Source organism: Heliomicrobium gestii, from assembly GCF_009877435.1.
Lineage (GTDB): Bacteria > Bacillota > Desulfitobacteriia > Heliobacteriales > Heliobacteriaceae > Heliomicrobium > Heliomicrobium gestii.
The window spans coordinates 22,963-37,175 of record NZ_WXEX01000002.1; the positions used below are offsets into that span (position 1 = coordinate 22,963).

The following is a 14,213-nucleotide window of genomic DNA, read 5'->3' on the forward strand; positions in this document are numbered from 1 at the left end:
AAGTGAACGCTACCGTGCGTTCACTTGGCTTTTTCGTCTGTGGTGTTTCAATCGTAGTGTCTTTTATTCTTTGGCTACCTCTGTCGCCATGGACCTTTGCCCCTGGTCGTTAGCTCCCTTTTCCTGCGCCCGCAGGTGGTGGAGATAGCGGTTCGTCTCGGCCACGACGACGCCGGAAAGGCCGAGGAGGGCGATCAGGTTCGGGATGGCCATGAGGCCATTGACGATGTCGGCTAAGAGCCAGATGGCCTCCAACTTCAGGAAAGCGCCGACTGCCACCAGGAGAATGAAGATGATCCGGTAAGGCATGATCGCCTTGACGCCGAAGAGGTACTCACAGCAGCGCTCACCGTAATAGTTCCAGCCCAGGATGGTCGTGAAGGCGAAGAGGGCCAACCCCAGGGTCAGCATGGCGGTGCCCAGCAGGGGGAATCCGGCGGCGAAGGCGGCCTGGGTCATGGCCGAACCGGCCAGGTCGCCCGACCACACACCGGTGACGATGAGCACCAGGCCGGTCATGGTGCAGATGATGATCGTGTCGATGAAGGTGCCTGTCATGGAGATGAGGCCCTGTTCGGCTGGCCACTTCGTCTTCGCCGCCGCCGCCGCGATCGGCGCGCTGCCGAGACCCGATTCGTTGGAAAAGACGCCTCGGGCGACGCCGTTGCGGATCGCCATCATCACCGTCGCGCCGAGGAACCCGCCGGCGGCAGCCGAACCGGTGAAAGCGTTGCTGATCACCAGTTGAATGGCATGTGGCAGTTGGTCGGCAAAGATAGCAAGAACGCCGACGCTGATGACAACGTAGAAGATGGCCATGAAGGGCACGATCTTCTCGGAAACCGTGGCGATACTCTGGAGTCCGCCCAGGGTAATCAGCGCCACAAGCACGGTGATGACCGCAGCGGTGACGGGAATGGGAACACCGAGCCCTGATTCACAAGCCGTCACAATGGAGTTGACCTGGGGGAAGGTGCCGATGCCAAAGCAAGCGACCAAGACGCCGCTGGCGGCAAACATGATGGCAAGCGGTTTGTACTTGCCGCCAAGGCCATTGACGATGTAGTACATGGGACCGCCGGAGATCTGCCCATTGGCGTCGACAGAGCGGTACTTCACGGCCAGGAGCCCTTCGGCGTATTTTGTCGCCATGCCGAAGAAGGCGGCCATCCACATCCAAAAGAGGGCGCCCGGCCCCCCGGCCTTGATGGCGGTGGCGACACCGACGATATTCCCTGTGCCGACAGTGGCGGCGAGGGCAGTGCAAAGGGCGCCGAAGCTGTTCACATCGCCGTCACCATCGTTTTTGGCGGTGAAGATCAGCCGGAGGGCCAGCGGCAGGCGGGTGACCTGCAGGAGGCCAAGCCGGGCAGTCAGAAAGATGCCGGTGCCAACAAGCAAAATGAGCAGCGGCGGTCCCCAGACGAGACTGTCGATCTGGTCAAGCAGTTGGATCATGTCCACGGTAGTCAACTCCTTCTTGTATTGAGAAAACGAAAAAAAGCCAAATCGATGATTTGACTCTGAAGAGAGGATCTATGAAAAAGTTCTTGTCACTGTAAGGGGCAGATTCGTCTCATTCAACGAACGATAAGACGCATCCGAACCGTTCCCGGTTCACACTGAACCGGTATTGACTGTTGGCCACTTTTCCACTTTCTCGCTCTGTCCTTTTGCCTGAGAGATTGAACAGTCGACTCGACCGCTTTGCCCCTTCGGCGCCCTGTCTGGCAGGGTCTCTCCAGAGTTTCGTCTGCTTGCGGTTCTCCCTGATAGGACAGGGGCCTGAGAGTGTGACTCCTTCGGCGGGTCTGACGACCGCTCTCCCGTAAGCTTCATCCGAATCGATATGGTGTTGTACGGGTGCATTATACCGTTGCTCTATAACGAAGGCAACGTTCTTGTGAAAAGTTTAATTTTTCAGAATCGATCGAATGCAGGCGTACGGTGTAACGCAACCTAAGGTCTACCTTTCGACAAAATGGCTCGATTGCGCTTATTCCTTGACTTGTATTTCCACGCACTGTATCTTAAATATAAATCGATAGCGCATCTCAGCGGCGAGATGTCCTCATTGCGGGACGCTCGCCTTTTTTGGTTATGAACGATAGGCCTGTTTGCGCCTGCGAAAAACGGGGAATGGAAGGGGCGACTGACATGCAGGAACAAGATAGCGAAAGCAAAAAAAGGGAGCCCGCCGAGATGACTGTCATCGCCTTGCGGCCCTGTCCCGTCTGCCGCAAACAAGGCCAGTCAACGGTGCGGCGCGTTACATCCTTTGACGAATGCCCCTCCGGCGCGCTGCTCGTCGGAAAATGGCTCTTTCCCATCCCGTTGGTCCTCTGCTGTGGCGACAGGCAGCCGGCCACACTGGCCAAGCTGATCTGGACACAGCCGGAACCGGGGGAATCGGGCCTGCTGCGGATCGGGTCGCAAGACCTCCCCGTTGTCTCGAAAACTCCCTCGTCCTACGCCGTCGCCATCTCCCCTGACGAATTGGCGGAACGGCAGACCCTCTGGATCGCTCAAGAGGCGCTTTGGCTTCACTATAAACAGGAATACTTGCGTCGCTGCCAGGCCTTTTTCGAGGCCAGTTGGCCCCTGCCCGCCCGGGAGATGGATCCCTGGGCGCTCGTGGATACGCTGGCCAGCATTGATATGCTGCCGCAGGCGTTGCAAAACCTGGCAAAGGATCCCGCAGCGCGGCGACACCCCAGGGGTGATAAAAAACGATATCTGGTCGTCAAAAAGATCAAGGAGTCTGTTGTCCGCGATTACCCGCCAACAGAACTGGAGCGGTTTTTTCATGCCACGGTGACGGCCTTTATCCACTTCGCCCTGCTGCCCGGGATTTATTCCGGCAAGTGGGATGTGGCAGATGGGGAGAAACGCCTCGGCCCCTCCGCCCTCACCTTTGCCCTTCTGACCTTTCCCTTGGTGGACAAGTTGAGCGATATGCGAACGGCCGCCCTCCTGGAACTGGCCGGCGGTGCGGCTAAGGAAAGCGGCGCGCCGATTCACCGGTACGCCAGGACGTTGCAAAAGCAATTGTCGGATAAGCAATCCGACGTCGAACGTCTATCGACAGACTTGGGCCACATGCGGGAGCGATTGGTCGTCGCTGAAAAAAAGCTGCATGAGAGCAGGGAGGAAAGTCGCCGGCTCCGGGACTCCCTGGCGGCGACCCAACAGGAACCGGCGGAATCGGCCTATGCCCGGAAAGTGCAAGCGCTGAAGCGCCGTCTCGAGGACATGGAGGCAGAGTTGAAGGCCCTCCGGATCCAACAAGCGCGGCATGCGCGACGGGTAAAGGTCAGTCACGGGAGCCCCATGCTGATCGCGGCCAAGTTTTTAACAAAAGGGCTCGCCCAAAAAGAGGCGTCCCCTGGCCTGGCGGAAGATGCGGAAAGGGCTGGCGCCGCCTTGCGACCGGTCGACTTCACCCGGCTGGCCGGTCTCACCATCGGCATTTTCGGCGGCATCGGGGACAAGCAGCCTCCCGATGACCTCCCCTGCCGGCTGATCCTGCATGACGCTGAAAAGGAGGCGGCATGGCGAGGAAGCCTGCCCCAGTGCGATGTGCTGGTCGTACTCACCCGAGCCATCTCCCATCAGGCCATGTGGGCGATCAAGGAACACGCTGACGTCACCGGCAAGCCGATCTTTTATTCCCGTCATTTGAGCATCCCCGTGATCCTGCGCAACATGGCCGGTAAACTCGCCAAGGATGACGCCGCTCAAGGCGCTGAACGATCGCCCCATCAAAAATGACCTGGGCAGCCCTGTTTCGAAACAGGCTTAAATCCCCTCTCCTCCTTCGTGCCCGTTCAGGCGGACCTTGCGGTAATCACCGGAAAATCCCTGGTACACCTTCTGCAGTGTCGCCCGGTGCAACAGATCGGCCATGCAGTCACGAATGTTCCCCATCAAGGGACGAAAATAGCAGATATCCTCCTGGCTGCATTTTTTATACTCGGCCACGGAGACACAACCGACCGGCGCCAGCACGCCGTCAAAGTAACGCACCACTTGCCCGATCGTCAGTTCCTCCGGTTGAACAGCGAGACAGTAGCCGCCGTTTTTCCCGGGAACGCTATCGACCCAGCCGTTCGCTTTCAGTTCCAGCATGATGTGCTCGAGGAATCGCTTTGGAATGTTGTTGCGTTTGGCCAGTTCCCGGATCGACACCGGGCCCGCCTCCCGGTTCTCGAGCAATGTAAACAAGGTGCGCAGCGCATAGTCCGTTTTTTTGGAGATCCGCATGATGTCTCGCCCCCTGCCTGCCGTCCCAAGCGCACCGTCACCGCCATCACTATTGATAAAACGTATCAGGCGCTCCGAAGAGATATGCCAAAAAAACCGGCAGAAGTGACAGGCCATCGTCTGTGGCACGGAAATGCCGATAGGGGCGCTCCGATCGTTCTTCCCGTATCCTGGCGGCAATCTGTACCAAAAGGGACATGATCTTATGAAAAACTGCCGGTATTTCCGGCAGTTGGTGGAGAGCACCGTCGATTCGGACATCGCCTAGGGGATAGGCGTTGCCGAAACCTCGGCCGAAGCAGCGGCTTTTCCCTCAACCGATCCACAGTCCTTCCACCCGAACCTGCAATCCGGCGGGCGTCCGGTTGACGTAGTTGACGAGGCCGCTGTGCCGCCAATGCAGCATGCACCGGCGAGGCTGGAAGAAGTAGCGCATCCCGAGTTTGACATCGACGCGCGATTCGCTGATCAGCCCCTCATAGCCCTCGGCGATGTAATAACCCATGTCCTTGTAGCCTTTATTCCGGGGATCCAACGGTCCTGTCACAAACCAGGTGATCACACCGGTCTTGTAGTCGACGGTGTGGACGATCCCGCAGTGGGTGATCGGGCATCCGCAGGACATCCCCAAGGGACGGCCGATCAGGATTTCACCTTTTTGAATCTCCAACTCCCGGGTCAGCATCGGGTTGTGCGGGATGATCACTTCACGGGGCCCCGGATCCTCCGGAAACTGGTCGAGGAAGAAATCAAAGTCCCGGCCCAGGCTGTCTTTCCATCTCCCTTCTTCCGAATCGACCCGGCGTTGCCCCTTTTCGTTTTGAACACCGGCGCCACAGGCGACCGCACAACTTGCCTTGTCGGCTCCGCATCCGGCTGCGTTGGAACCGGTAGCGGGCGCGGCCGGAAACGTCGACGTTGCTGTGAGCGCCGGCGTTTTTCTTTTCGGCTGGGCCGTGCCCAGCTTATGCTCGGACAGGTAAATGCACCGTTTGATCTGTTCCGGATGGCTGTTTAAAAAGTTCCCAAAGTCTTCGCAACTGCGGTAGCCGCAGAGACCGCAGTTCATGCCCGGCAAATTTGTCACGCCGCTCATTCCTCTCCACATGTATCGACCATTGTCCCCATTGCCCTTTTGTGCGCCCGCCCCTACCCGGCCCATGATGTGAGGGGGCGCAGTTCTTTGACGATGCCGGGGAGAAGCCGCAAAAAAGTCTCCACTTCCTCTTCCCGGTTCATCCGCCCCAGGGTGATGCGCAAGCCGCCGCGCGCCTGCAAGGGGTCATAGCCCATCGCCTGCAGGACATAGGAAGGCTCTGTGGCGTGATTGGAACTGCAAGCGCTTCCCGACGATATGGCGATCCCCGCTTCATCCAAGGCAAGGAGCAACCGGATGGCTTCCCCCTCCTGTCCGGCGAAGCCGAGGCAAATGTGCCCCGGCAAACGGCGCAGGGGATGACCGATCAGGTAGGCGTTCGGAATCGCATCCAGCACGCCCCCGATGAGCCGGTCGCGCAAGCGCACTAAACGGGCCGCTTCCTCCACCAGGATGGTGCGGGCGATCTCGCAAGCGGCGCCCAATCCAACAATGGCGAACACATTTTCCGTCCCTGAACGGCGCCCCGATTCCTGTCCGCCGCCGTGAACCAAGGTCCGGATGTTGACGCCTTTGCGGGCATAAAGGGCGCCCACGCCTTTCGGACCGTGAATTTTATGGCCCGACAAGGAGAGCAAGTCGACGGGGCAGTCCTGCATATCGAAGGGAATCTTCCCTGCCGCCTGAACCGCGTCGGTGTGAAAGAGCGCGCCATGGTTGCAGGTGATGGTTGCCAGTTCCCGGATCGGTTGGATGGCGCCAACGACGTTGTTGGCGGCCATGATCGATACGAGTCGCGTGTGAGGGCGCAGCGCCGCCGCCAGTTGTTCCGGCTGAACGAGTCCGTCCGAATCGACGCCCAGGTAGGTGACCTCGGCGCCCCGCTGTCCCAGATACCGGCACGCTTCCAGCACGGCCGGATGTTCGATGGCGCTTGTGATCAGATGAAAGGGCTTTCCGTCGCCGGCTTCAAAGACCCCGATCAGCGCCATGTTGTCGGCCTCAGTTCCGCTGCCCGTAAAGATGATTTCATCGGCTGAACTGTTGAGCAACGCCGCTACTTGCCGGCGCGCCGTCTCCACCGCTTCGCGGGCTTCCCGTCCGAAACTGTGCAGGCTCGAGGGGTTGCCGAAATTGCAGTCCACCCAGGGTTCCATGGCGTTGGCGACGGCTGGATCAACCGGTGTTGTCGCTGAATTATCGAAGTAAATCTCCCCTGCCATCGCTCACTGCCCCCTGTAGAAGTTCTGATTCTCCAGCGAACGAACGACGCCGAAGTGGGATTGCCAGCCCACCTCTTTTTTCCCGACACAGATGGTGCAGGTGCCGACAGGCGGGTTGCCGCGCAGATAGAGCTGCCCTTTCACCTCTGGCGACTCGAGGATGGCCTCCACCAGGGGATCGATGCCGATGCCGTAGAGGGCGTTGACCTCTCGGATGAGGACACTGGGGGCCACATCCTGGATCCGGGCGCGAAAAACCTCCCGCTCCGCCTGGGACACCCGGTCGATCTTGGTGACAACGGCAATATCGGAAAGGGATAACATGGGACCGACCTTCAGCGGCAGATTCATGCCGCTGGTGGCCTCCAGCACGACGATCCCCAGGACCTCTTCCACATAGGGGGAACATCGCAGGCACAAGCCCGCCGTTTCCACCAGAAGCACGTCGCTGCCCTGTTCCTCGGCCCACTCCAGCGCGTCGCCCAGAACCATCACGTTGCAGTGATCGGGACAAAGTTCCCCCGAATAGACCTTCCGCGTGGGAATCTGGAATTCGTCCGCCAGTTCGACATCCTCTTCCGCGTACTGCACGTCGATTTTCAGGAAAGCCACTTTCTTCCCCGCCTGTTGCAGCTTGGGGATCATGTGACGGATGACCGATGTCTTCCCCGTTGTGGCCGGACCTGCAACGATCGCCAGATTCATGCCAACACCTCCAAATCTTCCACCCGCAGCCGTTTTCCCCACCGCAACTTGTCACGCAACTGACAGAGGGTGTCATCGAGAGCGCTCACGCCGACAGAGAGCATTTTTTCATCCTGATTTGTCGTAAGGACTTCGGCGACGCTCCCTTCGCGCATGATGATCCGGAAATCGGACAGGAGCACGATCCGGGGATCATGGGTGACAAACAAAAAGATTTTCTTGTGCTCCCGCAGCAGCTGCAAGGCCCGCGTCCGGTGAATGCCGGCGTTTTCCACCTCGTCAAGCAGCACGATGGGCGTGTCACAGATGATCGTGGCGTCGGCGATCAGCAAGGCCCGCGTCTGTCCGCCCGATAATTCGGTCATCCGGCTGGTGAGAATGATCGGCTCGCCCGTCAACTGGTTGGCGAACGAAAGCACCTGATCGATCAAGGCGTCCACGCCCTGAGCGGTTTTGTTGCGGATGCGGGCATGGGTCTCTAAAAACTTATAGACAGGCAAATCAGAGAGAAAGTTGGTGTGCTGGGTGATCAGGGCGATGGGGTTTTGCGCCGGATCGTAGCGGTAGGCGCTCGGGGCGATGTCGCCGTTGATCAAAATTCGCCGCCCGGTGGGTGTGTTGCCGTTTGCCAGGAGTTCAATGTCGTTGATGAGCGTCGTCTTTCCGGAGCCGGTCGGACCGACGATACTGACGACATTGCCCATTTTCAACTCGATCTGCCGCACCGGTTCCGGCGCCCCTGACCGTCCGTGACCGCCCACGATGGTGATGCTCTCTATCAAGCGCTCCCACTCCTTTGCTTGAATCAATCACGGCAAGGTGGGTCGTCGTTTTGACGAAAAAAAATGTCTTCCCCCACCTGCCGTGATTATGGCAACCGGCGTCTCCGATGAGGGCCTTCCGCCTATCGAAGCACCGAACTGGACCCATCATATTCACGGCCATGCAAATGGTGATGCCTAAAGCCGCCGATTCTCCCAGGGCTGACGGATGACGGACACAGAAAAAGAGGCTGACCCCGTTGTCAGCCTCTTTTTCTGTGCCTTATGGTTGCTTGATGGGCGCTGCCGCCCATCACGACGCAACGGGCGCTGCTTCGCCCACGTGCTGAACCCCTTTTACTAAACCCCGTTGAACCGGAAGAAGATCTGTTTGGCCAAGGAGTCGGGATCGGTAGCCGGGTCGAGGAATTGCACTTTGCGAGCCTCCTGGGCCGCGATTTGAACCGCCTTTTCCCCGCCATCCAGTGAAGGCGCAAAGTTAAACTGGGAGAGGATCTCGACGTTGACCTCTTTGTCACCGCCAACATACTTCTTATCGACGATCAACTCGCCGATCTCCCTGGGGTGCTCCTTGACGTAGTCGGCGCCTTTCATGATCGCCCTCGTGATCGATGCCGCCGCCGCTTCATCCTCCCGGATCACCTTGCCGCTTAAAAGAACGAGGCAGCAGTACTCGTCTTTATAGGGCGGGGTTTTGGCCGAATCGACGATCACGCGGATCTTGCCGGTGTTCTTCTTGATGATGGTGCCGAAAGGTTCACCTAGGGCGATGGCGTCCACTTCCCCCCGATCGAGGGCCAGTTCCAATTCCGTCTTGGGATAGACCTTCCACTCCACATCCTTTTTGTAGTCAACGCCGTTGTTGACCAACTCCCGGGCGAGCAGCATCATGGGGCTCGCCCCCATGGCATCAACACCGACCCGTTTTCCCCGGAAGTCCTTGGCCGATTGGATCGGGGAATCGGCCCGAACGAGGGTGTAGTTGCAGCCGGTGTGAATGCCGGCGCTGAACTTAGCGTCAAGGCCCTGTTCCAGCGGCTTGATCCAGGACATGACGAGACCGCCGATGGCATCCAGTTTGCCTGTGGCGATGCTGTTTTTGCTGTTTTCAAAATCCCCCTTGATCAGTTCCACATCGAGCCCTTCCTCTTTGAAGAACCCTTTTTCGTACGCGGTGAAGGTGGCCGCTTCACAGGTGCTCCCTGTGTAGCCGATTTTAACGCTCTTCAGTTTTGCGGCGCTTCCCGCCTGGGATGCGGGCTGGTCGCTCCCCCTTGAGCTGCAGCCGATCAGCGCCATGGCCGCCAGCAGAAGCATCAGACAGAGGCTGGCGAGCCCCTTCCGGTTAGGATGCATCGGATTCCCCCTTCGCTTTTATTCAGGCCCATGATTGTCCCATTACCATTTGATCAGCCCCTTTTGCCAGATCAATAAGCGATCCCTGACTTGAAAGAGCAGGGTAATGGTACCGGAAAAAATGACGCCCATCACGATCAGCGCCGCCCAAACCTTGGCGTACTCAGCCCAGCCTTGCGCCCAGGAAACATACCAGCCCATGCCGGCTTTGACGCCGAGCAGTTCTGCCACGACAAGGGTGGCGAAGGAAGAGCCCAAGCCCATAAAGAGACCGATGAAGATCGACGGGAGGGAAGCCGGCACAGCCACCTTCAAGATCAAGTACCGCGCATCGGCCCCTAAGGTTCGCGCCACCTCGTAATAGGCTTTGCTCACATTCCCGACGCCTGACCAGGTCATGATCGTGACGGGAAACCAGGTGGCCAGGGCGACCAGGAAGACGCTGGCCACAAAGCTCGTCGGCAGGAGGACCATGGCGACAGGGATCCAGGCGGTCGCCGGGATGGGACCGATGAAGCGCAGGATCGGCGACAGCCAGTAATTGACTGACGAATACCACCCCATCAGAACCCCCGTCGGCAACCCGACGAGGACGCCGAGAAAATACCCGAGAATGAGCAACCGCAAAGAATGGGCGACACTGAGCAGCAATACGTCGGAATCGGTGATCAGAGCCGCAAAGACGGCGCCCGGTGAGGGAAACTGCGGCAAGGGCAGCCATCCGGTTTTCAAAGTGACCAAATCCCAGACGATCGTAACGCCGATCAGGCCCGATAGGAGCGGTATGTTGCGCCGCAGTTTTTCTCGATAGTCCTGCCGCAGGCAGGCGACACCCAGCGACAACAGGTACAGGAGGATGAGAAAGGGAAACCCCTTGGCCAGATAGGCGCCTTTGAGGAAGACCGTTTTGTTGGGTAAAAAGGTATACTCGCCCCAGAAGAGCAGCAGCAAGACCAGGGGCGTCAGATCTGTGGCCAACTCCTTCCACCGTCCGGTTCCCCATCTCACCGGGGTCGAGTCGACCGTGGCTTCTGGCGTGCGAAACATCTTGCTCCCCCCTTTGTTTCAGTTCCTGAAGATGCCCTGTGATGACGATTCATCGTTACGGGCATTTCCATGCAAGGGCGTTCACAGGCTCAATTCGCTTGTTTGCCGGTATCGGTGTCAGCTCGGTGTTAAATCGTGTAGCTTTCGATGGTCTGCGGTGTAAAGCCGAAGATCTCCAGGATGTGCGACCGGATCCTCCAGAAATCGGGGTGACTGCGGCTGCGCGGTCGGCCCAAAGGCACCTCAATGGTCTCCCGGATCTTGCCCGGTCTTGGCGTCATGATCACAATTTTGTCGCTCAGATAAATGGCTTCATCGATGTCATGGGTGACGAAGACGATCGTCGTCCCCCGGTTTTGCCAGATGCGCAAGAGTTCTTCCTGCATCTGCATGCGTGTAAAGGCATCCAGCGCGCCTAGCGGCTCATCCATCAACAGGACTTTGGGATGGTTGACGAGCGCCCGCGCGAGGGCCGCCCGCTGGGCCATCCCCCCGGACACCTGGTGCGGGTAGGCCTTGGCGAATCCCTCCAACCCGACCAGGCGCAGGTACTCGCCCACCTCATGGCCTTTTTCCTTCACGATCCCGCGCGCCTCCAGACCGACGGCGATGTTTTGTTCGATCGTCTTCCAGGGAAAGAGGGTCGGGTTTTGAAAGACCATGCCCCGCAGGTAGTGGGGTCCCTGAATCACCTCGCCATCCAAAGTGACATGGCCTGAGGTGGCCGCATCCAGCCCGGCGATGATCCGCAGCAGCGTCGACTTGCCGCATCCGCTCGGCCCCAGCAAGGAATAAAATTTTCCCGCTTCGATCTCCAGAGCAACCTCTTCTAAGGCATGGATGTCGGGACCGGCGTCCTGCTGAAAGAGCCGGCTGATTCGCTGCGCCTCGATCCGGCCCGCTTCAGCCTCCTGGGAGGAAGCGGGCCGGGGTGCTGCCGCCAAGGAACTCATGGGCCACTCCCTCCTTTAATCCACATCGCCCCTGACCATGGCCAGCCAAGGCGGGATGTTCGCCACCCGGTGAGCCGTTATGCCGGCGGCGGCAAGGCCGATTCCGGTGAATAGGCTGATCGCCGCCCCCGCCGTGATCGCCAGCCGGTCCCAGGTAGGGACCAAAAACGGGATGGCATGATAAGAACGGATGAGCGACAACGTCTCACTGTAGAGCAAACCGCCCAGCAGCAGGCCGATCGCCGCGCCGCCGACCGACAGGAGAAGCGCCTCGGCCAGCACCAATTGGAGCAGTTGCCGTCGTGATGCGCCCAGGGCGCGATAGAGCCCCCACTCCCCTTTTCGCTCCCAGGTGGCGCCGGCAAAGCGAGCAGCCAATTGAATCGCGCTCGCTGCCACCGCCAGCAGACCCGCCCCGGTCAGCAAGGTGAAAATCAGATGCATCTGCTGTTTCGTCTGTTGAAACATCTCGTTCGTCTGCAGGACGCGCAGCGGACCGAGCCGACCGATGGCGTCGGCCACGGCCTTTCCTTCTCGGGGATCGTTGACATGGACGAGCAGTTCTGAGAGCAGGTCTTCCGGAGGCCCGGCCTTTTGCCAGAACCCTTGCAGTTCCTTGCTCCCTTTCGCCAGCCGTCTCGCCGTATCGCCGGGCATCAGGATCGATTTGTCGAGCCCCGTTCCCGTGGCGTCGAGGACAGCGGCGATGCGGAAGAGTTCGCCATGGACAAAGATCCGGTTGCCGGGAATCCCGCCGACGATCTGGCTGCCGACGAGGATCTCGTCGGGATTGAGCTCTTTGCCTTGCAGGGCCGGGGCCAGGGAGGCGAGCGTGCCCCCGATTTGCGGATCGACGCCGATCAGGCGAAGCTCTTCCTGGAGGGTGCAGCAGCTCTCGTTCAGTGTCTGCGTGAAAAATCGCCCTTCCACCTGCCGCACCCCAGGGAGGCGTTCCACCTCCTGGGCGTACTGTTTCGGCATGTAGATGTTCAGGGGCGCGCCGGTGAACAAGGCCTGACCCGGTTCGACATTCACTTCTGCTGGGATGACGAGCAAGTCGGCGCCGACACGATTGGCGCCGACGCGAACGCCCTCCTCCAGCCCCTGATAGAGCAGATAGACCGCCGTGAGGATGGCGACACCGACGGCGATGCCGGTCAGCGCCGCCACCGACTGGACGCGCCGGCGTCGGAGACTTTGCCAGACGATGCGGATCATGATGCTGCGACTTCCTCCCTCTCTTTGCCGGCGACTTTTGCCGGCTCTGCCTCCACCAGGCGGCCCTCTTCGATGACGAAGCGGCGGTCGGCCGAGCGGGCGAGTTCGCGATCATGGGTGGCCACGACCAGCGCGCCGCCGCGCTGGGTCCAATCAAGCAGCAGTTCCGTCACCTTTTTGGCCGTCAGAGGATCCAGATCATTGGTCGGTTCATCGGCCAGCAGCAGCGACGGCTCCATCAGCAAGGCCCTAGCCAGGGCGACACGCCGCTTCTGGCCGTAACTGAGTTGATGGGGTCGATGGTTGATGCGCCCCGATAAGCGCAGGCTCTCCAGCAGTTCCCCGGCTCGCGACCGTTTCTCCTCCGACTTCCCTGCCAAGTGAGCCGGCAGGAGCACGTTCTCCCAAACCGTCAAAGGGCCGATCAACTGGGCGCTTTGAAAAACGATGCCGATATGGCGGTTGCGCAGGAGCGACAGGTCAGAGTCCTTCAGGTTCCCTGTCAATTGGCCGAGCAGCCGGATCTCGCCGGAGCTGGGCGCCATCAGCAGCCCCAGCAGGGACAGCAAGGTGGTCTTGCCGCTTCCCGATGGTCCGAGGAGGGCCAACGACTGCCCCCGGTCGAGTTGCAAGGACAGGGACTGCAGGATCGTCTGGGCGCCATACCTCTTCGTTACGTTGCTCGCCTCTAGGATCAATGATCATGACCTCCTCTCGCCAATGGCCGGTGTCCCTTGCTTCTGAATGGACGCGATTGCGCGGTTATTCGCGTTTCAAAAATGGGCCGCCTCGTTGAAATCGGTGGGGGTTTCCTTCACCTCTCTCGTCAGCCAGGCCAAAAAGCCGCTGTTGGCAATCAGCAATCCTGCCCAGGCGTACATCCAGTGGGCGGTCCGGTGGCAATCCATCGTGTCTTTGGCGCAGATGCCGATCAGCCAACTCTGCGGTATGAGGAAGACGAAAGCGCCGCTGGCGATGAGGAGCAGGCTGAGGACGCGCCGCCCTCCCGATTCTTTGAGGGCCAGCAGGCCGCCCGAGAGCAACAAAGCGAAGATCCCGACGAGATATTCGGCCTGGAAAGCATAGTGGCAGCGCATGGGCACAGCAGCGCCCGACTGGGTGATCATCATCTCCGTGCAGATCGGCGCGAATTTCGGTGTGGCAAGCAGCGCCACGCTGAGGAACATGGAGACGTAAGCAAGCAACGTCCACTTGCGGTCCATGGCTTTTCTGTCCTTTCTTTCCCTTTTCTACCCTTACTTTCCGTGGTGACCCGACCTATCGTTGGCCTGATGACTTTCCACCTGCCCAGTGCTGCGATCCGGCGATGGCTCGCCATCCCGCGAATGGTTCCCCTCCTGCAGATGGTTCTCGCCCTGCTGATTTGTCCCCGCCACCGCAGGATTGTGCCCTGCCGGAGAAACCCCATCCATGCTATGGGTGGCGCCCGCCCCATGGTGGTCGCCGCCGCCGGGTGAAAGGGGATTGCGGTTCCATCCTTGAGACAGCAGCCCGATGGCCAGGACAAAGACGATCAGGGAAAACCAGGTGTAGTTGCGAAGTGTCATAG

At 59.6% G+C, this 14,213-nt stretch carries 14 protein-coding genes and 1 riboswitch; of the genes, 1 reads left to right on the forward strand and 13 read right to left on the reverse strand.

Annotation, left to right across the window (positions count from 1 at the left end; translation table 11 throughout):
* Positions 1 to 63: 63 nt before the first annotated feature.
* The gene (locus GTO89_RS02130) at positions 64 to 1,458 is read right to left on the reverse strand and encodes an alanine/glycine:cation symporter family protein (protein WP_170294349.1); all 1,395 of its coding nucleotides are present in this window, start codon (positions 1,456 to 1,458) and stop codon (positions 64 to 66) included.
* 197 nt (positions 1,459 to 1,655) lie between these two features.
* A riboswitch (glycine riboswitch) is annotated at positions 1,656 to 1,755 on the reverse strand.
* Positions 1,756 to 2,157: 402 nt separating this feature from the next.
* Here GTO89_RS02130 and GTO89_RS02135 point away from each other — a divergent pair.
* The gene (locus GTO89_RS02135) at positions 2,158 to 3,771 is read left to right on the forward strand and encodes a hypothetical protein (RefSeq protein WP_161260428.1); all 1,614 of its coding nucleotides are present in this window, start codon (positions 2,158 to 2,160) and stop codon (positions 3,769 to 3,771) included.
* Between the two features lie 27 nt (positions 3,772 to 3,798).
* Here the strand turns inward: GTO89_RS02135 and GTO89_RS02140 are convergent, their stop codons facing one another.
* From GTO89_RS02140 to GTO89_RS02195, 12 genes are all read right to left on the reverse strand, one after another.
* Positions 3,799 to 4,263 (reverse strand): RrF2 family transcriptional regulator, encoded by a 465-nt coding sequence (locus GTO89_RS02140; protein ID WP_204758153.1) that lies wholly within the window; start codon positions 4,261 to 4,263, stop codon positions 3,799 to 3,801.
* Between the two features lie 313 nt (positions 4,264 to 4,576).
* Positions 4,577 to 5,350, reverse strand: a complete 774-nt coding sequence (locus tag GTO89_RS02145; protein WP_204758154.1) for a (Fe-S)-binding protein — start codon at positions 5,348 to 5,350, stop codon at positions 4,577 to 4,579.
* 62 nt (positions 5,351 to 5,412) lie between these two features.
* Positions 5,413 to 6,582, reverse strand: a complete 1,170-nt coding sequence (locus tag GTO89_RS02150; protein ID WP_161260430.1) for a cysteine desulfurase family protein — start codon at positions 6,580 to 6,582, stop codon at positions 5,413 to 5,415.
* A 3-nt stretch (positions 6,583 to 6,585) separates the two neighbouring features.
* The gene (locus GTO89_RS02155; protein WP_161260431.1) at positions 6,586 to 7,287 is read right to left on the reverse strand and encodes a GTP-binding protein; all 702 of its coding nucleotides are present in this window, start codon (positions 7,285 to 7,287) and stop codon (positions 6,586 to 6,588) included.
* A complete protein-coding gene (locus tag GTO89_RS02160) occupies positions 7,284 to 8,069 on the reverse strand; it encodes an ATP-binding cassette domain-containing protein (RefSeq protein ID WP_161260432.1) in 786 nt (261 codons plus the stop codon). The genes GTO89_RS02155 and GTO89_RS02160 overlap by 4 nt, the downstream gene beginning before the upstream one ends.
* A gap of 339 nt (positions 8,070 to 8,408) precedes the next feature.
* On the reverse strand, positions 8,409 to 9,425 hold the full coding sequence (locus GTO89_RS02165; RefSeq protein WP_161260433.1) for an ABC transporter substrate-binding protein: 1,017 nt from the start codon (positions 9,423 to 9,425) through the stop codon (positions 8,409 to 8,411).
* 42 nt (positions 9,426 to 9,467) lie between these two features.
* Complete coding sequence (locus tag GTO89_RS02170) at positions 9,468 to 10,472, reverse strand: ABC transporter permease (RefSeq protein WP_161260434.1); 1,005 nt, start codon at positions 10,470 to 10,472, stop codon at positions 9,468 to 9,470.
* A 128-nt stretch (positions 10,473 to 10,600) separates the two neighbouring features.
* Positions 10,601 to 11,425 (reverse strand): ABC transporter ATP-binding protein, encoded by an 825-nt coding sequence (locus GTO89_RS02175; RefSeq protein WP_161260435.1) that lies wholly within the window; start codon positions 11,423 to 11,425, stop codon positions 10,601 to 10,603.
* 15 nt (positions 11,426 to 11,440) lie between these two features.
* Positions 11,441 to 12,643 (reverse strand): ABC transporter permease, encoded by a 1,203-nt coding sequence (locus GTO89_RS02180; RefSeq protein ID WP_161260436.1) that lies wholly within the window; start codon positions 12,641 to 12,643, stop codon positions 11,441 to 11,443.
* Complete coding sequence (locus tag GTO89_RS02185) at positions 12,640 to 13,341, reverse strand: ABC transporter ATP-binding protein (protein WP_161260437.1); 702 nt, start codon at positions 13,339 to 13,341, stop codon at positions 12,640 to 12,642. Before GTO89_RS02185 ends, GTO89_RS02180 begins: the two co-directional genes overlap by 4 nt.
* A 75-nt stretch (positions 13,342 to 13,416) precedes the next feature.
* Positions 13,417 to 13,866, reverse strand: a complete 450-nt coding sequence (locus GTO89_RS02190; RefSeq protein WP_161260438.1) for a DUF4418 family protein — start codon at positions 13,864 to 13,866, stop codon at positions 13,417 to 13,419.
* 33 nt (positions 13,867 to 13,899) lie between these two features.
* Positions 13,900 to 14,211, reverse strand: a complete 312-nt coding sequence (locus GTO89_RS02195; RefSeq protein ID WP_161260439.1) for a hypothetical protein — start codon at positions 14,209 to 14,211, stop codon at positions 13,900 to 13,902.
* Positions 14,212 to 14,213 lie beyond the last annotated feature (2 nt).

Excerpts from the sequence above, each read along its gene's own strand:
- GTO89_RS02130 (WP_170294349.1), bottom strand. The coding sequence starts at position 1,458 with ATGATCCAACTGCTTGACCAGATCGACAGTCTCGTCTGGGGACCGCCG.
- GTO89_RS02135 (WP_161260428.1), top strand. The coding sequence starts at position 2,158 with ATGCAGGAACAAGATAGCGAAAGCAAAAAAAGGGAGCCCGCCGAGATG.
- GTO89_RS02140 (WP_204758153.1), bottom strand. The coding sequence starts at position 4,263 with ATGCGGATCTCCAAAAAAACGGACTATGCGCTGCGCACCTTGTTTACA.
- GTO89_RS02150 (WP_161260430.1), bottom strand. The coding sequence starts at position 6,582 with ATGGCAGGGGAGATTTACTTCGATAATTCAGCGACAACACCGGTTGAT.
- GTO89_RS02155 (WP_161260431.1), bottom strand. The coding sequence starts at position 7,287 with ATGAATCTGGCGATCGTTGCAGGTCCGGCCACAACGGGGAAGACATCG.
- GTO89_RS02165 (WP_161260433.1), bottom strand. The coding sequence starts at position 9,425 with ATGCATCCTAACCGGAAGGGGCTCGCCAGCCTCTGTCTGATGCTTCTG.
- GTO89_RS02170 (WP_161260434.1), bottom strand. The coding sequence starts at position 10,472 with ATGTTTCGCACGCCAGAAGCCACGGTCGACTCGACCCCGGTGAGATGG.
- GTO89_RS02175 (WP_161260435.1), bottom strand. The coding sequence starts at position 11,425 with ATGAGTTCCTTGGCGGCAGCACCCCGGCCCGCTTCCTCCCAGGAGGCT.
- GTO89_RS02180 (WP_161260436.1), bottom strand. The coding sequence starts at position 12,643 with ATGATCCGCATCGTCTGGCAAAGTCTCCGACGCCGGCGCGTCCAGTCG.
- GTO89_RS02190 (WP_161260438.1), bottom strand. The coding sequence starts at position 13,866 with ATGGACCGCAAGTGGACGTTGCTTGCTTACGTCTCCATGTTCCTCAGC.
- GTO89_RS02195 (WP_161260439.1), bottom strand. The coding sequence starts at position 14,211 with ATGACACTTCGCAACTACACCTGGTTTTCCCTGATCGTCTTTGTCCTG.